Origin of the sequence: Serratia nevei, assembly GCF_037948395.1 — a bacterium.
Taxonomy (GTDB): domain Bacteria; phylum Pseudomonadota; class Gammaproteobacteria; order Enterobacterales; family Enterobacteriaceae; genus Serratia; species Serratia nevei.
This window is the reverse complement of sequence record NZ_CP149940.1, coordinates 2,766,567-2,784,411: the sequence shown is the minus strand read 5'-3', so window position 1 is coordinate 2,784,411 and position 17,845 is coordinate 2,766,567. Positions and strand designations below refer to the sequence as shown.

Genomic DNA, 17,845 nt, shown 5'->3' with positions numbered 1-17,845 from the left:
TTATTGCTCCTCCATGTTCAGCGGGAAGTGGCAGGCAAAGAAGTGGTTTTTGACCGGGCGCAGGCGTGGTGTTTCGATGCACTTCTTCTGTGCGTAAGGGCAGCGCGGCCCCAAGCGGCAGCCGATCGGCAGGTGTTCCAGCGAAGGAATGGCACCCGGCAGCGTGTTCAACCGGCTCTTGTGCGGCAGCGAGCGGCCGAAGTCCGGCATAGCGCGGATCAGCGCCTGGGTGTAAGGGTGGTGCGGCGCCGCCAGCAGCTCTTCGCACTGGGCGCTTTCCACCGTTTGCCCGCAGTACAGCACGTTCACCCGGTCGGCCCACTTGCTCATCATCTGCAAATCGTGGCTGATCAGCAAAATGGTGGTGTTGTTGTTCTGGTTGAGGCGCGCCAACAGGCGGAAAATCTGCGCCTGGGTGGTTGGCTCCATGGCGTTGGTCGGCTCATCGGCGATCAGCAGGCGCGGCTGGTTGGCCAGCGCGATGGCGATCATCACTTTCTGGCACTCACCTTCGGTCAGCTCGTACGGGAAGCTGCCCATGATGTCGTCGTGATCCTTAATGCCGACGCGGTGCAGCAGTTCGATGGCGCGGCGTTTGCGCCAGTTGAAGCGCTGCCACCAGCGGCCCTTGTAGGTCCAGCCCGGAATGGCCTGCGCCAGCTGGCGGCCGATGCTTTCGGAAGGATCCAGACAGGACTGCGGCTCCTGGAAAATCATCGAGACGTTGTGGCCCACCAGCCTGCGCCGCTCGCGCGGGCTCAGCTGCAGCAGATCGATGTCGTCGAAGCGGAAACGGTCGGCGGTGACGCGCCAGTTGTCTTTGGTTACGCCGCAGATGGCTTTGGCGATCAGGCTCTTGCCGGAGCCCGATTCGCCCACCAAGCCGCGCACCTCGCCCTCGGTCAGCGTCATGCTGACGCGATCGACCGCCTTGACCGGCCCTTCGGCGGTCATAAATTCAATCGTCAGATTGCGGATATCGAGTAACGGCATTATTCCACCCCGGCATTGATTGCGCGGCGCATACCGTCGCCTAACAGGTTAACCAGCAGCACGCTGACGAGGATGGCCGCGCCGGGCAGCATCACCGTCCAGGGCGCGACGTACACCAGCTCGAGCGAATCGCCGAGCATCGCTCCCCATTCTGGCGAAGGCAGCTGCGCGCCGAGATCGAGGAAGCCGAGCGCGGCAATATCCAAAATGGCCATCGACAGCGCGCGGGTGAACTCGGTCACCAGCACCGCCGCAATGTTCGGCATCACTGCGTACCACAGGATCTGCAGCGTGGAAGCGCCGTCGAGCCGCGCAGCCACCACGTATTCTTTATCCAGCTCGTCGTGCACCGCGCTGTAGATGGTGCGCACCATGCGCGGCAGCAAGGCGAGCCATACCGCCAGCATGGCGTGTTCAAGTTTGGGGCCGATAAACGCCACCACCACGATCGCCAGCAGCAGCGAGGGAATGGACAGCAGGGTATCGAGAATGTGGTTGAGCACCGCCGAGCGCAGCCCGTGAGTGACGCCGGCGAACACGCCGAGGATCACCCCGCAGAAGGCCGCAGCCAGCGTCACCGCCAGCGCCGAGCCGAAGGTGGCGGCAGTGCCGGTCAACAGGCGGCTGAGGATGTCGCGCCCGAGATCGTCGGTGCCGAGAAAGAACGACACGTTGCCGTAGCGCGACCAGGAAGGCGGCAGCAGCTGATAACCGAGGAACTGCTGATCCAGCGCGTAGGGCGCCAGCAGGCTACCGAACAGCGACAGCAGCAGCAGGGCGATCACGCCGTAAAAACCGATCATCGCCAGCGCGTCGCCGTAGAAAATCCGCCAGGTGTAGCGCAGCGGGCTCGGCATCTTTTTCTCGCGGTATACGTTATCGAAGGGCATACCATTCCTTATGTTTCAGCGGGTTGGTTGCTGCACCCAGAATGTCGGCCAGGACGTTAATGGTGATCACCAGCGTGCCGACCACCATGACGCCGGCGGAGATCGCCGCATAGTCCTGCTGGCGAATGGCGTTGATCAGCCATCGGCCGAGGCCCGGCCAGCTGAACACCACTTCGGTGATCATCGCGAGCGTGAGCATGGTGGAGAACTGCAGCCCCAGCTTGGGCACGATCGGCGGCAGCGCATTGTGCAACACGTGGCGGCGAATGATGGTGAAGCGCGACAGGCCGCGGGTGGCGGCGGCCTTGATGTAGTTTTGGCTCAGCACGTCGTCGGTGCTGATGCGCATCAGGCGCACCACTTCGGTGGTGGGGGCCACCGCCAGCGCGGCGATCGGCAGGATCATGTGGCGCAGGGCGCTGCCGATCATCTCGGCGCGGTACGGCGAGTCCGACAGCCAGGCGTCAATCAGCGCGAAACCGGTGATCGGCTTCACCTGATACAGCAGGTCGAAACGGCCAGAAACCGGCAGCCAGCCCAGGTGCAGCGAGAAGAACAGCATCAGCAGCAGCGCCAGCCAGAACACCGGCATCGAAAAGCCCAGCAGCGCGAAGGTGCTGATGGCGGTGTCCTGCCATTTGCCGCGCAGCACGCCGGCGATGATGCCCAGCGGAATGCCGATAAACAGCGCCAGGGCGAAGGCCAGCAGGCACAGTTCCATGGTAGCCGGGAACACTTCGCGCAGCTGTTCGCTGATCGCCTGGCCGTTGATGCTGGAGACGCCGAAGTCCCAGTGCAGCAGGCTGACGAAGTAGAACTGATAGGCGTCCAGCAGGGCGGCGCCGTTCAGCGGCGCGCGCGGCGTGAAATAGCTCAGGCTGAAGCTGACCAGCGTCAGGAAGAACAGCGTGATCAGCAGCAGCAGAATGCGGCGCAGGGTAAAGATAATCACTTTTTCACCTCCGGCGCGGATTCACGGTACACCCCGGCGAACGAGGCGTTGCCGAACGGGCTCAGCACCAATCCCTTGATGTCGTAGCGGTAGGCCTGCAGCCGCAGGGAAGAGGCCAGCGGCAGCACCGGCAGTTGCTGCTCGAGGATCTTCTGCGCCTTACGGTAGTTGTCGATGCGCTGAGACAGCTGCTGCGACAACAGCGCGTTCTGCAACACCTCGTCGAAGCCCGGGTCACACCAGTGAGCATAGTTGGTTTGCGAACGGATTGCCGCGCAGCTCAGCAGCGGCCGGAAGAAGCTGTCCGGGTCGTTGCTGTCGGTGGCCCAGCCGGTCAGGGTCAGATCGTGGTTCATCTCCATCAGGCGCGCCTCCTGGAAGCGCCCCTCTACCGGCACGATGGTGACGTTGATGCCCACCTGGCCGAGATCGGCCTGGATCAGCTCGGCGGTTTTCAGCGGGCTCGGGTTGTAAGATTGCGAGGCGGTCGGCACCCACAGCTTCAGGTTCAGTTGGCCGACGCCGGCCTGCCGCAGCATTTCGCGTGATTTGGCCGGATCGTACTCGGTGACGTGCGCGTCGTTGTCATAGGCCCAGGAGGCGCGCGGCAGGATTGAGGCGGCGGTTTCCGCCGTGCCGTAATAGATCGACTGCATCAACCGCTGGTTGTTGATCGCCAGCGAGATCGCCTGGCGCACGTTGAGGTTGTCGAGCGGCGGTTTGCGGGTGTTGAACGCCAGGTAGGCGATGTTCATCCCCGGGCGCAGCGTCAGGCGCAGGCGCGGATCGTCGCGCAGGATAGACAGCTGGCTGGCCGCCGGATAGGCCAGCACGTCGCATTCGCCGGTCAGCAGCTTGGAGAGGCGGCCGGTGCCGCCTGCGCCCAGATCGATCACCACCTGCGGCATGCGCGGCAGGCCTTTCCAGTAGGCTGCGTTGCGCGCCAGGCGAATATATTGCCCCGAGCGGTATTCATTGAGCAGGAACGGGCCGCTGCCGACCGGCTCGCGGTCGATCAGCTCTTGGTGGCCTTCGCGCGTCAGCGTGTCGGCGTATTCGGCGGACAGCACCGGCGCGTAGTGGGTCGCCAGGTGCCACAGGAACGAGGCGTCCGGCGACTGCAGGCGGATCTCAACCGTGTAGTCGTCGAGCTTTCTCACGCTCTGCACCGAATCGCCGAACTGCAGGCTGTCGAAATAGGGGTATTCGCCGCCGTTGACGTCGTGATACGGGTGCTTTTGGTCAAATACGCGCGCGAAGCTGAACACCACGTCGTCGGCGTTCATCTTGCGGGTGGGCGTGAACCAGGCGGTGGTCTGGAACGGCACGTCCTTGCGCAGATGGAAACGGTAGGTGGCGCCGTTGTCCAACACTTCCCAGCTTTGCGCCAGCTCGGGGATCAGCCGGTAGGTGTAGGGATCGACATCCAGCAGACGATCGTACAGCTGGGCGGCCAGGGTATCCACCGTCAGGCCGCTGCTGGCCATTTGCGGGTTAAAGGTATTCAGTATGCCGCTGACGCAATAGACAAAGCCGCTCTGGCGAATGTCCGGCAGCGGCGCCGCGGCGGGCGCGGGCGGTGTTGTCGCGGCCAAGGCGGAGCCGGTAAAGCACAACGACACTATCCAAAGGGGTAAACCACGCATAGGGGCTCATGGGTTAATCAGCAATAGCGTTAGTGTATCGCACTCTGACCGGCAGCCCAATCCATTGAGCAAAATCGCTGAGTTTTCTGCTACTTGATTAATCAGGCCGCCCAACGGCGTGAAAAAAATCTGATTTGATATGTTATAACATAACAAAATCATGATACCGTTCCCCGGCAAAGTCACAATAACGCAAGGGGATGTATGAACGAAGTTGCACTTCCACCACGCCGTTCGCTGCCGGACGCTCAGGCATGGCGCGGCGAAATGAGTGATGTCGGGCTCGATTGGGTCGGGATGCAAGGGATCGCACTGCCGCTGGAGCTGGCCGGCAAGCCACTGATGGCCACAGTCGACGCCGGCATCAACCTGCGCGCCGAAGCGGCGGGCGAACGCGGTATTCACATGTCGCGCCTGTATCTGGCGCTGGATGAATTGACGCAGGGCGAGCTGACGCCGCAGCGCATCGGCCGAACGCTGCAGGCCTTTCTGGATTCGCAGCCGGAACACAGCGATCGCGCCAAACTGGCGATCGGCGGCGAGCTGCTGTTGTCGCGCCCGGCGTTGCTGTCGCCGCAGCGCGGCTGGAAGGCTTACCCGCTGCGCATCGAGGCGACCCTGAGGAACACGCTGACGCTGACGCTGGCGCTGACCGTCGGTGTGCCTTACTCCTCTACCTGCCCGAGTTCGGCGGCGCTCAGCCGTCAGTTGGCGCAGCAACAGTTTCAGTTTGATTTTGAACAGGCGGCGGAGCGGGTCAGCCAACGCCAGGTGAGCGAGTGGCTGTTGGAGCAGGGAATGCCGGCCACCCCTCACAGCCAGCGCAGCTGGGCCTGGGTCACCGTGACGCCCGAGAATGAACGGGCGTTCGAACCGGTGAAATTGATCGACCGCATCGAACACGCGCTGGGCACGCCGGTACAAACGCTGGTGAAACGCCGCGACGAACAGGCCTTCGCGCTGGCCAACGGTCAGAACCTGATGTTTTGCGAAGATGCGGCGCGCCGTCTGTATCGCATGCTGCGCAGCCAGTGCGATTACCGCGCCTTCTCGCTGCGCGTCGAGCATCAGGAGAGCCTGCATGCCCACAATGCGGTGGCGGAGTTGAGCTGGCGGGGAGAAAATCATGCTGCGTAAAAATCCCAGCGGCCATCTGCCGCAGGTCTCGCCGCTGGCCTACATCGACCCCACCGCCATTATTTGCGGCCGGGTGATCGTCGAAGATTTCGTTTACGTCGGCCCTTATGCGGTGATCCGCGCCGACGAGTTGAACGCCGCCGGCGACATGGAGCCGATCGTCATCGGCTCGCACTCCAATATTCAGGACGGCGTGGTGATCCACTCCAAGAGCGGGGCGGCGGTCACCATTGGCCGTTACAGCTCGATCGCCCACCGCGCCATCGTCCACGGCCCGTGTCGCATCGACGATCGGGTGTTTATCGGTTTCAACAGCGTGCTGTTCAACTGCCATATCCAGTCCGGCTGCGTGGTGCGTTACAACGCGGTGGTGGACGGCGTGACGCTGCCTGAAAACCGCTATATCCCCTCGACCGAGCGCGTAGGGCCGGACAGCGACCTGTCGCGCTATCGCCAGGTCGATCGCGGCGCGCTGCAGTTTTCGGAAGAAGTGGCCGCCACCAACGTTGAGCTGGTGCGCGGTTACCAGGCATTACGCAATGAATTTTAATGAGGCTCTCATGAAACAACTTCCCGTGACCGTGCTTTCCGGCTTTCTCGGCGCCGGCAAAACCACGGTGCTGAACCACATCCTGAACAACCGGCAGGGCATGCGCGTGGCGGTGATCGTCAACGACATGAGCGAGGTGAACATCGACGCCGCGCTGGTGGAAAATGCAGTGCATCTCGATCGCCAGGAAGAGAAGCTGGTGGAGATGAGCAACGGCTGCATTTGCTGCACGCTGCGCGAAGACCTGCTGGTATCGGTGCGTGAACTGGCGCAGGACGGGCGTTTCGATTACCTGCTGATCGAATCGAGCGGCATCTCCGAGCCGCTGCCGGTGGCGGAAACCTTTACCTTTGAGGACGAAAAGGGCGAAAGCCTGTCGCAGTTCGCCCGGCTGGATACCCTGGTGACGGTGGTCGACGGGGTGAATTTCATCCAGCAGTACCAGCAGGCGCAAAGCCTGCAGGAGGCCGGCCAAAGCCTGGGCGAGGACGATCTGCGCAGCGTGGCGGATCTGCTGATTGAGCAAATTGAGTTCTGCGACGTGATCCTGGTCAGCAAGACCGATCTGTTGACGCCATCCCAGCAAGGCGAAGTGATGGCGCTGCTGGCCAGCCTGAACCCCGATGCCCGCATTGTGCCGATCGCGCCGGGCAAACTGCCGCTGGAGGCGGTGCTGAATACCGGCAGCTTCAGCTTTGAAAAGGCGCAGCAGGCGCCCGGCTGGCTGAAAGAGCTGCGCGGCGAACACGTGCCGGAAACGGAAAACTACGGCATCAGCAGCTTCGTCTATCAGGCGCGGCGGCCGTTTGCGCCGGACAAGTTTTACCGCGTGATCAACGGCGACTGGGGCGGCGGCAAGCTGCTGCGCTCGAAAGGCTTTTTCTGGCTGGCGACGCGGCCGCGGCAGGCCGGGCAGTGGAGCCAGGCAGGGGGCATCGCCCACTACGGCCTCGCGGGCACCTTTTGGCGCGCCATTCCGCAAGATAATTGGCCGCAGGATCCCGAAGCGCGGGCGCACATTCAGGAAAAATGGGTGGAGCCGTTCGGCGATATGCGCCAGGAACTGGTGTTTATCGGCCAGCATTTGCAGCAGGCGACGATCGTGCGTTTGCTGGACGACTGCCTGCTGAGCGACGATGAAATGGCCGCCGGCGTGGACTATTGGCTGGACATGGCAGACCCGTTCCCTGAGTGGTAATTGCGCAATCTTCGTGTGGTAATGAGAAAAATTCTCAACAAAGTGCTTTACAGACGATACTGATAACTATTATCATCGCCTGGCAGTTCACGGAAGGCCACAGTTTGCGGCTCTGATGTGGAAGGCACGACATTGCTCACATTGCTTCCAGTGTTTTTTAAGCCAGCTCGGGTGCTGGCTTTTTTTTTGCCTGTTATTCCTCGTCCGCTTCGCCGTTTTGCAGCAGCGCATGCTTTTTCAGCATACCGCGCAGCTGGTGATAGGTGAGCCCCAGCAGCTGCGCCGCCTTGCGCTGATTGAAGCGCCCCTGCCGCAGCGCCGCTTCGATCAATGCCTTCTCCTGCTCGAGCTGCCAGTGTTTCAAATCCAGCGGCAGCGGCGGTAACGCGCCGGCGTCTTCAGGAACGGGCGCGACCGGCGTGGTCTCGCGTGGCGCAAACGGGTTGATGACGATGTCGTCCAGCGGGCTGTCGCTGTCGCCGTGGCGATAAACCGAGCGTTCCACCACGTTTTTCAGTTCGCGCACGTTGCCCGGCCAGCCATACTCGAGCAACGTTCGCCTGGCATGCTCGGTAAAGCCGGGAAACAGCGGCAGCGCCAGCTCGCGGCACATTTGAATGGCGAAATGCTCGGCCAACAGCATGATATCGGGCCGCCGTTGGCGCAGCGGCGGCAGCTGCACCACGTCGAACGCCAGCCGATCCAGCAGATCGGCGCGGAACTTGCCCGCCGCCGCCAGCGCCGGCAGATCGTCGTTGGTGGCGCACACCAGGCGCACATCCACCCGCAGCGGCTGGCTGCCGCCCACGCGCTCCAGCTGGCCGTATTCGATCACCCGCAGCAATTTCTCCTGCACCAGCATCGGCGCGGTCGCCAGCTCATCGAGAAACAGCGTGCCGCCGTCGGCGCGCTCGAAGCGCCCCAGATGGCGCTTTTGCGCGCCGGTAAACGCGCCGGCCTCATGGCCGAACAGCTCGGAATCCAGCAGGTTTTCATTCAGCGCCGCGCAGTTAAGCGAGATGAACGGCCCTTGCCAGCGGTTGGAGAGGTAGTGCAGACGGTGGGCGATCAGCTCCTTGCCGGTGCCGCGCTCGCCGATCACCAGCACCGGCTTGTTCAGCTTGGCGACCTGGGAGACTTGCTCCAAGACTTCGACAAAGGCGTTTGCCTCGCCCAACAAATTCTCTGGCTGTTCGTTCATGATGAAATTCGCCAATGTTTGGTGAAAATAATCACTCTACAGCAAGCGCGCAGAGAGTCAAAAAAATAATATTCGTTACTTTTCAATAATATAAAAGTTGGCACGGGTTTTGATTATATCTTTGGGCAAGCTGTACGACTTAACGCGGCGCTTCAGACGCCATCAGAACCAAGAGGAAGTGAATTATGGGTATTTTTTCTCGTTTTGCCGACATCGTGAACGCCAACATCAACACCCTGCTGGACAAGGCGGAAGATCCGCAGAAGCTGGTGCGGTTGATGATCCAAGAGATGGAAGACACGCTGGTTGAAGTTCGCTCTACGTCGGCGCGCGCGCTGGCGGAGAAAAAGCAGCTGCTGCGTCGCATCGAGCAGGGTGAAAACCAGGTAAGCGACTGGCAGGAAAAAGCTGAACTGGCGCTGCGCAAAGATAAAGAAGACTTGGCCCGTGCGGCGCTGATCGAAAAACAAAAGGTGGCCGATCTGATCGCCACGCTGACGCAGGAAGTGGCGACCGTAGAAGAAACGCTGGCGCGCATGAAGAGCGAAATCGGCGAGCTGGAAAACAAGCTGACCGAAACCCGCGCGCGGCAGCAGGCGCTGGCGCTGCGTCATCAGGCCGCGTCTTCTTCCCGTGACGTGCGCCGCCAGCTCGATAGCGGCAAGCTGGATGAGGCGATGGCGCGTTTCGAACAGTTCGAGCGCCGTATCGACCACATGGAAGCCGAGGCGGAAAGCATCAGCATCGGTAAAAAGAAGTCGCTGGACCAAGAGTTTGCCGAACTGAAGGCCGACGACGCCATCAGTGAGCAACTGGCGGCGCTGAAAGCCAAAATGAACCGCTCAGAGTAAGGCGAACCGCGGCCACACGCCGGAGGTGGCCGCCTATCCAGGACCCGATAAGAAGGAATAACAATGAGTGCTTTATTACTTGCCATTCCGCTGACAATTTTCGTGCTGTTTGTCGCGCCGATTTGGCTTTGGCTGCATTACAGCAATCGGCAACAGACCGGCATCCAGCTGAGTCAGCAAGAAATGCAGCGCCTGGCGCAGCTGGCGGAAGACGCCAAACGCATGCGTGAACGCATTCAGGCGTTGGAAGAGATCCTCGATACGGAACACCCGAACTGGAGACAGTCCTGATGAGCACGACGCTGGGCAGTAAAAAGCTTTATCGCGTTCCCGAAGAAGGCATGGTGAAAGGCGTCTGCGCCGGTTTGGCCCACTATTTCGACGTGCCGGTGCGCCTGATCCGCGTGATGGTGGTGCTGTCGCTGTTCTTCGGGCTGTTCTTCTTCACGCTGGTGGCCTATATCGCGCTGGTGTTCGTGTTGGATGAAGCGCCGGCCAGCCGTTTCGAAGGCGAGCATCAGAAGACGCCGCGCCAGTTGCTCGATCAGCTGGAGTATGAGCTGGGCAGCGGCGAGCAGCAGCTGCGCCAGGTCGAGCGCTACGTGACGTCCGATACCTTCGGCGTACAGAGCCGTTTCCGCAAGCTGTAACCCTTCTTGCGATACCCGGCCTGCACAGGCCGGGTATCTTCGCCGCCGTTATCCCATAAATGTAACCTTAATCGTCTTGTGCCGGAGGGCATTGTCATGAATAAAATCGATGTCGCGAACACCGCCAAAACGGGTGGATTTAAACGAGGAGCGGCGGCAATGTTGAAGACATTGGCTAAAGTCATCATCATAGCGTTATTGAACTATGGCCCGGCGGGCGCCGCCGGCTGGCTGTTGAAGACCGTCGGCCGCAAACCGGTGCGCTTCGTGCTGGCGCTGGTGCTGGAACCGCTGTTCCGTAAAGGCCTGAACAAGGCATTCGGGCGTTACGTCAAGGAGAGCAATGAAACGACTGCAAAATGAGTTAACCTCGCTGGTCAACCGCGGAATGGATCGCCATCTGCGCCTGGCGGTGACCGGCCTGAGCCGCAGCGGCAAAACCGCCTTTATCACCGCCTTCGTCAACCAACTGTTGCATGTGCACAGCGGCGCGCGCATGCCGCTGTTTTCACCGGTGCGTGAAGAGCGCCTGCTGGGCGTCAAACGCATCCCGCAGCGCGATCTCGGCATCCAGCGTTTCACCTATGATGAAGGGCTGGCGCAGCTGTACGGCACGCCGCCGGCCTGGCCGACGCCGACGCGCGGCGTCAGCGAAATTCGTCTGGCGCTGCGTTACCGCTCCAACGACTCGCTGCTGCGCCACTTTAAAGACACCTCCACGCTGTACCTGGAGATCGTCGATTATCCCGGTGAATGGTTGCTGGATCTGCCGATGCTCGAGCAGGACTACCTGGCCTGGTCGCGCCAGATGACCGGGCTGCTGCAGGGCGAACGCGCCGAATGGGCCAAGCCCTGGCTTGAGCTGTGCAAGGCCTGCGATCCGCTGGCCCCGGCCGATGAAAACCGCCTGGCGGCGATCGCCCAGGCCTACACCGATTACCTGCTGCGCTGCAAAAGCGAAGGGCTGCACTTCATTCAGCCGGGGCGTTTCGTGCTGCCGGGCGACATGGCCGGCGCGCCGGCGCTGCAGTTTTTCCCATGGCCCGACGTGGCCGCGATCGGCGAATCGAAGCTGGCGCAGGCCGACAAACACACCAACATCGGCATGTTGCGCGCTCGCTTCAACTACTACTGCCAGTCGATCGTCAAAAACTTCTACAAAGAACACTTCGTCCGTTTCGATCGGCAAATCGTGCTGGTCGACTGCCTGCAGCCGCTCAACAGCGGCCCGCAGGCGTTCAACGACATGCGTCTGGCGTTGACCCAGCTGATGCAGAGCTTCCATTACGGAAAGCGCACGCTGTTTCGTCGCTTGTTCTCGCCGACCATCGACAAACTGATGTTCGCCGCCACCAAGGCGGACCATATCACCGCCGATCAGCACGCCAATCTGGTGTCGCTGCTGCAACAGCTGGTGCAAGAGGCGTGGCAGAACGCGGCGTTCGAGGGCATCAGCATGGATTGCGTCGGCCTGGCCTCGGTGCAGGCGACCGAGAGCGGTATCGTCGATCATCAGGGGCAACGCATTCCGGCGCTGAAGGGCAACCGCCTGAGCGACGGCGCGCCGCTGACGGTGTTCCCCGGCGAAGTGCCCGCGCGCCTGCCGGGGCCGGCGTTCTGGCAGAGCCAGGGGTTCCACTTCGATGAGTTCCGTCCGCGCGCCATGAGCGTGGACACCCCGTTGCCGCACATTCGTCTGGATGCGGTGATGGAGTTTTTATTGGGAGACAAATTGCGATGAGCGAGCCGATCAAACCGCGTATCGATTTTGACGAGCCGCTGCAGCCGCCGCAGGAGCCGGCGTTGCGCGCCGGCGTCGCTTTCGATGCCGAACAGGCAGAAAGCTTTTTCCCGGCGGCGCCGGAGCTGCAGCAGGAAGAGGAAGAAGGGCGCGCCGAAGGCATCATCAATGCCGCGCTGAAACCTAAACGCAGCCTGTGGCGCAAAATGGTCACCGCCGGCCTGGCGCTGTTCGGCGTCAGCGTGGTGGCGCAGGGCGTGCAGTGGGTGCATACCGCCTGGGTGCAGCAGGACTGGATCGCCATGGGCGGCGGCGTGGCCGGCGGCCTTATCGTGTTCGCCGGCGTCGGTTCGGTGGTCACCGAGTGGCGGCGTTTGTATCGGCTGCGCCAGCGCGCGGAAGAGCGCGACGTGGCGCGCGAGCTGTTGCATAGCCACGGGCTGGGGCAAGGGCGCGAATTCTGCGAGAAGCTGGCGCGTCAGGCCGGGCTGGATCAGGGGCATCCGGCGCTACAGCGCTGGCAGGCGTCGCTGCATGAAACGCAAAACGATCGTGAAGTGGTGGAGCTGTACGCCAAACTGGTGCAGCCGGTGCTCGATAACCAGGCGCGGCGCGAAATCAGTCGCTCCGCCGCCGAGTCGACACTGATGATCGCCGTCAGCCCGTTGGCGCTGGTGGATATGGCGTTTATCGCCTGGCGCAACATCCGTTTGATCAACCGCATCGCCGCGCTGTACGGCATCGAGCTGGGCTACTTCAGCCGCATTCGTCTGTTCCGGCTGGTGCTGTTGAACATCGCCTTCGCCGGCGCTTCCGAGCTGGTGCGCGAAGTGGGCATGGACTGGATGTCGCAGGATCTGGCGGCGCGGCTGTCGGCGCGCGCGGCGCAGGGCATCGGCGCCGGCTTGTTGACCGCGCGGCTGGGCATCAAGGCGATGGAGCTGTGCCGCCCGCTGCCGTGGCTGGAAGGGGAAAAGCCGAAGCTTGGCGATTTCCGCAGCCAGCTGATCGGCCAGTTGAAAGACACGCTGAAAAAGAGCGACGGCAAGGCCAAATAACCCCCACGACGGCGCTCTCAGGAGCGCCGTTTTCTCAACGGCGCCGACGCCGAACGTAATCGAGACTTGACGACAGTCGATCCCCCTGTGAGTGCATGATAAATCTCTGCAAAATTAATTCTGGTTGTGATAACTCTCTGTTTGTAGGCTAAAATGACGCCGATGCTGTTATCCGCTTGCGTTTAAAATCAGCAACCACGGCAATAAATCAGAGTTCTGTCAACTTTTGCTGACAGATCGCTTCTACCGCCCGGTGCGAGGGAGTATCATCATCGTCAACGATCCCCGCACCTGCAGAGATAAGGCCAACACTGATGCGTTTGGAAGTATTTTGCGAAGACCGCCTCGGTCTCACTCGAGAATTACTCGATCTTTTGGTATCGCGCAGCATTGACTTACGTGGCATCGAGATCGATCCCATCGGCCGCATTTACCTCAATTTCTCCCAGCTGGATTTCGATACTTTCCGCGCGCTGATGGCGGAGATCCGCCGCATCGCCGGCGTAACCGACGTGCGCACCGTCAGCTTTATGCCTTCCGAACGCGAGCATCGCGCGCTGCGTGCGCTGCTGGAATCGATGCCGGAACCGGTGTTCTCTATCGATATGAAGGGCAAGGTCGAGCTGGCCAACCCGGCGGCACAGGCGCTGTTCAGCCTGAACGAAGACAAGATCCGCAACCAGACCGCCGGAGCGCTGATCGGCGGCTATAACTTCAGCCGCTGGCTGGAGAGCGAGCATACGGCGCCGCACTCCGAGCGGGTGGTGATTCGCAGCCAGGACTTCCTGATGGACATCACGCCCATCTATCTGGAAGACGAACAGCAGCAGCAAGCCGCGGTCGGCGCGGTGGTGATGCTGAAGTCCACCGCGCGCATGGGCCGCCAGCTGCAAAATCTCTCGGTGAACGACGATACCGAATTCGACCACATCGTCGCGGTAAGCGCCAAGATGCGCCACGTGCTGGAGCAGGCGCGCAAGTTGGCGATGCTCGATGCGCCGCTCCTGATCGTCGGCGATACCGGTACCGGCAAGGATATTTTGGCCCGCGCCTGCCATTTGCGCAGCCCGCGCGGCAAACAGCCGTTCCTGGCGCTGAACTGCGCTGCACTGCCGGATGACGTGGTGGAGAGCGAGCTGTTCGGCCATGCGCCGGGCGCTTATCCCAACGCGCTGGAAGGCAAGAAAGGCTTCTTCGAGCAGGCCAATGGCGGTTCGGTGCTACTGGATGAGATCGGCGAAATGTCGCCGCGCATGCAGACCAAACTGCTGCGTTTCCTCAACGACGGCACCTTCCGTCGCGTTGGCGAAGAGCATGAGGTGCACGTCGACGTGCGCGTGATCTGCGCCACCCAGAAAAACCTCACCGAGCTGGTGCAGCGCGGTGAATTCCGCGAAGACCTCTATTACCGCCTCAACGTGCTGACCATCACCATCCCGCCGCTGCGCGAGCGTCCGCAGGACATCATGCCGCTGACTGAGCTGTTCGTGGCGCGCTTCGCCGATGAGCAGGGTGTGGCGCGGCCCAAGCTGGCGAGCGATCTGGGCGGCTTCCTCAGCAAGTACGGCTGGCCGGGCAACGTGCGCCAGCTGAAAAACGCCATCTACCGCGCGCTGACGCAAACCGAAGGCTATGAGCTGCGGCCGCAGGATATCGTGTTGCCGGAGTTCGAGGTGGAGATGTCGCTGGGCGACGAGGTGCTGGAGGGCTCGCTGGACGACATCAGCAAGCGTTTCGAGCGCTCGGTGCTGACGCGCCTGTATCGCACCTATCCTAGCACCCGCAAGCTGGCGAAGCGCCTGGGCGTTTCTCATACCGCCATCGCCAACAAGCTGCGCGAGTATGGCCTGAGCAGCCGTAAAGGCGGCGCCGAGGGCGAGGAATAAGAAAGGCGCCTTGCGGCGCCTTTAACGGGTTTCCAAAGCCGGCGTTCGCCGGCTTTGTTATTTCAGCGCAGCCAGCGCTGCGTCGTAGTCCGGCTCGGTGGTGATTTCGTTCACCAGCTCGCTGTACAGGACGTTGTCCTGGCCATCCAGCACCACGACCGCACGCGCGGTCAGGCCTGCCAACGGGCCTTCGGCGATTTCGACGCCGTACGCCTGCTTGAACTCGGCGCCGCGCAAAGTGGACAGGGTGACCACGTTGCTCAGGCCTTCCGCGCCGCAAAAGCGAGACTGCGCGAACGGCAGATCGGCGGAGATGCACAGCACCACGGTGTTATCCAGGCCGCTGGCCAGCTGGTTGAATTTACGCACCGAAGTCGCGCAGACGCCGGTATCGATGCTTGGGAAGATGTTCAGGACTTTGCGTTTACCCGCGAAGCTGCTCAGCGCTACGTCTGACAGGTCTTTGGCAACCAGTGAGAAGGCCTTGGCCTGTTCGCCCTGCTGTGGCAGTTTGCCCGCTACGCTGACCGGATTGCCTTGAAAATGTACTGTCTGAGTCATTGCTAGATTCCTTTTACAGGTGTTTATACAAAGGGTATGAACCTGATGAAACGGCGCACCGGCAACGGCATTTAACATCAGGTTCACACCCTGGCGCCAGTTTATGACAACCGGGGCGGATTGGATATCAAAGTTTGCTAAATAGTTGTATATATTAGGCTGTTCTATAAAACATCACCGGCGCATCAGCCTGGCTGAATGCGCAGTTTTCGCTCAGGAGCCGTTATGAGAGACATGCGTTTTTACCCGGAAGCCTGGCCGCTGCATACCGCCTTCGTGATTGCGCGCGGCAGCCGCACCGAAGCCCGGGTGGTGGTGGTCGAAATCGAACAGCAGGACGTGCGCGGCATCGGTGAGTGCACGCCGTACCCGCGCTACGGCGAAAGCGAGGAGTCGGTGATGGCGCAGTTGGCGGAGATGGCGCCGGCGATCGCACAAGGCATGACCCGCGAACAGCTGCTGGCGCAGATGCCTGCGGGCGCCGCCCGCAACGCGCTGGATTCGGCGCTGTGGGATCTCGAGTGCCGCCTTCACGGGCAGAGCCTGTGGCATCTCAGCGGCGTGACGGCCCCGGCGCATATCCGTATGGCGCAGACCGTCAGCATTGGCACGCCGGAAGCGATGGCCTTCGCCGCGCGTGAACTGGAGCAGCAGGGCGCTACGCTGCTGAAGATCAAACTCGACGATCACTATATCAGCGAACGATTGGTCGCGATCCGCGCCGCGGTACCCCAGGCGACGCTGATCGTCGACGCCAATGAATCCTGGCAGGCGGAAGGGCTGGCGGCGCGCTGCCAGCTGCTGGCCGATCTCGGCGTGGCGATGCTGGAGCAGCCGCTGCCGGCCGGTGACGATGCCGCGCTGGAGCACTTTATTCATCCGCTGCCGATCTGCGCCGATGAAAGCTGCCACACCCGCGCCGATCTACCTCGGCTGGCGCAGCGCTATCAGATGGTCAACATCAAACTGGACAAAACCGGCGGCTTGACCGAGGCGTTGGCGCTGGCGCAGGCCGCGCGCGAACAAGGGTTCGCCATCATGCTCGGCTGCATGTTGTGTACGTCGCGGGCGATATCCGCCGCCTTGCCGCTGGCGCCGGCGGCGCGCTTCGTCGATCTGGACGGCCCGACCTGGCTGGCGCGGGACGTCGAACCGGGCCTGGCGTTCGAATGCGGGGCGATCGTCGATATCGCCCCGTAGGGATTAATTCGGGTAGGTCAGCAGCTCGGTCATCGCGTCGATGTAGCGCTCGCTGGCGGCATCGGCGGAGATCGGCGGGAATTCGGCGGTGATGCACGGCAGCGACAGATCCGCGCACCAGCTGCCAAACGAACCGGGCGTTTCATAACCGACGCTGGTCACCAGCGGCAGCTCGAACTTGTGCGCCAGCCAAACGCCGAGCCGCGAGCTGGCGGGATCTTCGATGCAGGCCAGCGGCTCATGGAACGACACTACCCAGTGCGGCTTCAGGCGATGGATCAGGTGACACAGCGCCTGAGTTTCCGGTTCGGAACCGGGGCGCCCGCCGGTGGAGAGCTTGACGTCGCGCACCGGCGCCGCGCTGTTCCAGCGGTAGACGGTGTCGCCGGAGCGCCAGTTGGCGGCCGGGAAGTTGCGGTTCAGATCGACGCCGTTGGCATTGGCGCGCAGCCCCAGTTGGCAGCCGTCGGGGTTGACCGCCAGCACCACGTGGTGCCGCAGCCGCTCGGGGGCGATGCTGCGCAGCGCGCAAGACAGGGTCACGATGGCGGCGCTCTCATCGCCGTGGGTGCCGGCGATGATAAGGCCGGTCTCCGGGCCGCTGACCGCCGCCGGGAAATAGAGCAGCGGCGCGCCCAGCAGCGAGCTGCCGTAGTTCTCTCCTGCGACGGCCAACTGGCCACGTTCACTGCGCGGTCGATGTTCGGTCATGGTGTTGTCCCTGAGTAAAAGGCCGAGAGTCATTGTCATTTTATTCAGTGTATTACGCTTTGAGGCATCTTTCCCATCGCAATTGTGCGGCGTTTGCGCGATCTGTGACGCGGCGGCGGTGAAAACGCCAATTAAACCGCACCTGGCCTGACGCTGTTGTTATACTAACGGCAGTGCTAAGCCAATCACCCGCAAGAGGATTTAACATGCCAGTAGCCAGAATCATCGCCAGCTATAGCGAAAATGAAAATGACACCATCACGCTGCTGTGCGGCGTGGACGCTGAAAACCAGATCCGTCAGGGGGAGTGGTTCGGCGTGGTGAAAAACGACGACGGGCGCGGGGACGAATCGAATTATCCGTTCACCCTGCATATCGATTACCAGAAAGATGTCTTCTACCTTGATTACGGCTACGACGACGCCGACGCGCGCCAGCTGCAAAAAACCGATATTTCGGCCCGTCCGCTGGCCGAGAAAGGCTTTTTCACCGTGTTCGATGAAGAAGAAGGCGAAGAGTTCAGCTACCGCATCAACAGCATCCACCTGTACGACTGACGGTCGCTGCTGCAAACACCGCCCGTGCCGCCCTGCGCCGCACGGGTTTTTTATCGCCTGAAT

At 61.8% G+C, this 17,845-nt stretch carries 19 protein-coding genes; 12 read left to right on the top strand and 7 right to left on the bottom strand.

Annotated features, from left to right (window positions below; translation table 11 throughout):
• The 4 genes from sapD to sapA are packed head-to-tail and all read right to left on the bottom strand — an operon-like array spanning window position 1 to window position 4,481.
• Window positions 1–993 carry a putrescine export ABC transporter ATP-binding protein SapD gene (sapD, locus tag V8N38_RS13365; protein WP_019452674.1) on the bottom strand — a complete coding sequence of 331 codons (993 nt, stop codon included), beginning with the start codon at window positions 991–993 and terminating at the stop codon, window positions 1–3.
• Window positions 993–1,883 (bottom strand): putrescine export ABC transporter permease SapC, encoded by an 891-nt coding sequence (sapC, locus tag V8N38_RS13360; protein ID WP_060418571.1) that lies wholly within the window; start codon window positions 1,881–1,883, stop codon window positions 993–995. Before sapC ends, sapD begins: the two co-directional genes overlap by 1 nt.
• The gene (sapB, locus tag V8N38_RS13355) at window positions 1,870–2,835 is read right to left on the bottom strand and encodes a putrescine export ABC transporter permease SapB (protein ID WP_004930575.1); all 966 of its coding nucleotides are present in this window, start codon (window positions 2,833–2,835) and stop codon (window positions 1,870–1,872) included. Before sapB ends, sapC begins: the two co-directional genes overlap by 14 nt.
• Window positions 2,832–4,481, bottom strand: a complete 1,650-nt coding sequence (gene sapA / locus V8N38_RS13350; RefSeq protein WP_060418574.1) for an ABC transporter substrate-binding protein SapA — start codon at window positions 4,479–4,481, stop codon at window positions 2,832–2,834. Before sapA ends, sapB begins: the two co-directional genes overlap by 4 nt.
• A 204-nt stretch (window positions 4,482–4,685) precedes the next feature.
• Here sapA and folE2 point away from each other — a divergent pair, with 204 nt between their 5' ends.
• Genes folE2 through zigA form a run of 3 tightly spaced genes read left to right on the top strand, consistent with a single transcriptional unit; the run spans window position 4,686 to window position 7,366 of the window.
• Entirely contained in the window at window positions 4,686–5,618 is a 933-nt protein-coding gene (folE2, locus tag V8N38_RS13345; RefSeq protein WP_147839896.1) for a GTP cyclohydrolase FolE2, read from the top strand.
• Window positions 5,608–6,168, top strand: a complete 561-nt coding sequence (locus V8N38_RS13340) for a carbonate dehydratase (protein ID WP_025303003.1) — start codon at window positions 5,608–5,610, stop codon at window positions 6,166–6,168. The genes folE2 and V8N38_RS13340 overlap by 11 nt, the downstream gene beginning before the upstream one ends.
• Before the next feature lie 10 nt (window positions 6,169–6,178).
• The gene (zigA, locus tag V8N38_RS13335; protein WP_049270860.1) at window positions 6,179–7,366 is read left to right on the top strand and encodes a zinc metallochaperone GTPase ZigA; all 1,188 of its coding nucleotides are present in this window, start codon (window positions 6,179–6,181) and stop codon (window positions 7,364–7,366) included.
• Window positions 7,367–7,559: 193 nt separating this feature from the next.
• Here the strand turns inward: zigA and pspF are convergent, their stop codons facing one another.
• The gene (gene pspF, locus V8N38_RS13330; RefSeq protein ID WP_147839897.1) at window positions 7,560–8,567 is read right to left on the bottom strand and encodes a phage shock protein operon transcriptional activator; all 1,008 of its coding nucleotides are present in this window, start codon (window positions 8,565–8,567) and stop codon (window positions 7,560–7,562) included.
• A gap of 185 nt (window positions 8,568–8,752) precedes the next feature.
• Between pspF and pspA the strand changes: the two genes are divergently transcribed.
• The 7 genes from pspA to tyrR all read left to right on the top strand — a co-directional run bounded on the left by pspA (window position 8,753) and on the right by tyrR (window position 14,753).
• Window positions 8,753–9,418: a phage shock protein PspA gene (pspA, locus tag V8N38_RS13325; RefSeq protein ID WP_025303000.1), complete on the top strand. Its 666-nt coding sequence runs from the start codon at window positions 8,753–8,755 to the stop codon at window positions 9,416–9,418.
• Window positions 9,419–9,481: 63 nt separating this feature from the next.
• Entirely contained in the window at window positions 9,482–9,709 is a 228-nt protein-coding gene (gene pspB / locus V8N38_RS13320; protein WP_039565931.1) for an envelope stress response membrane protein PspB, read from the top strand.
• Window positions 9,709–10,068 carry an envelope stress response membrane protein PspC gene (gene pspC / locus V8N38_RS13315; RefSeq protein WP_004930552.1) on the top strand — a complete coding sequence of 120 codons (360 nt, stop codon included), beginning with the start codon at window positions 9,709–9,711 and terminating at the stop codon, window positions 10,066–10,068. Before pspB ends, pspC begins: the two co-directional genes overlap by 1 nt.
• A 96-nt stretch (window positions 10,069–10,164) precedes the next feature.
• Window positions 10,165–10,431 (top strand): phage shock protein PspD, encoded by a 267-nt coding sequence (pspD, locus tag V8N38_RS13310; protein WP_072035771.1) that lies wholly within the window; start codon window positions 10,165–10,167, stop codon window positions 10,429–10,431.
• A complete protein-coding gene (locus V8N38_RS13305; RefSeq protein WP_033632929.1) occupies window positions 10,412–11,809 on the top strand; it encodes a YcjX family protein in 1,398 nt (465 codons plus the stop codon). Before pspD ends, V8N38_RS13305 begins: the two co-directional genes overlap by 20 nt.
• Window positions 11,806–12,867 (top strand): YcjF family protein, encoded by a 1,062-nt coding sequence (locus tag V8N38_RS13300; RefSeq protein WP_004930545.1) that lies wholly within the window; start codon window positions 11,806–11,808, stop codon window positions 12,865–12,867. Before V8N38_RS13305 ends, V8N38_RS13300 begins: the two co-directional genes overlap by 4 nt.
• 314 nt (window positions 12,868–13,181) lie before the next feature.
• Window positions 13,182–14,753 carry a transcriptional regulator TyrR gene (gene tyrR / locus V8N38_RS13295; protein WP_147839898.1) on the top strand — a complete coding sequence of 524 codons (1,572 nt, stop codon included), beginning with the start codon at window positions 13,182–13,184 and terminating at the stop codon, window positions 14,751–14,753.
• 57 nt (window positions 14,754–14,810) lie between these two features.
• On the opposite strand, the gene tpx is transcribed toward tyrR, so the two are convergent.
• Window positions 14,811–15,314, bottom strand: a complete 504-nt coding sequence (gene tpx, locus V8N38_RS13290; protein ID WP_004930536.1) for a thiol peroxidase — start codon at window positions 15,312–15,314, stop codon at window positions 14,811–14,813.
• A 225-nt stretch (window positions 15,315–15,539) separates the two neighbouring features.
• On the opposite strand from tpx, the gene ycjG reads away from it, so the two are divergent.
• Entirely contained in the window at window positions 15,540–16,514 is a 975-nt protein-coding gene (ycjG, locus tag V8N38_RS13285) for an L-Ala-D/L-Glu epimerase (RefSeq protein ID WP_060439840.1), read from the top strand.
• Window positions 16,515–16,517: 3 nt separating this feature from the next.
• Here the strand turns inward: ycjG and mpaA are convergent, their stop codons facing one another.
• Entirely contained in the window at window positions 16,518–17,225 is a 708-nt protein-coding gene (gene mpaA / locus V8N38_RS13280; protein ID WP_060418590.1) for a murein tripeptide amidase MpaA, read from the bottom strand.
• 206 nt (window positions 17,226–17,431) lie between these two features.
• Here mpaA and V8N38_RS13275 point away from each other — a divergent pair, with 206 nt between their 5' ends.
• Window positions 17,432–17,782: a hypothetical protein gene (locus tag V8N38_RS13275; protein ID WP_025302994.1), complete on the top strand. Its 351-nt coding sequence runs from the start codon at window positions 17,432–17,434 to the stop codon at window positions 17,780–17,782.
• Window positions 17,783–17,845 lie beyond the last annotated feature (63 nt).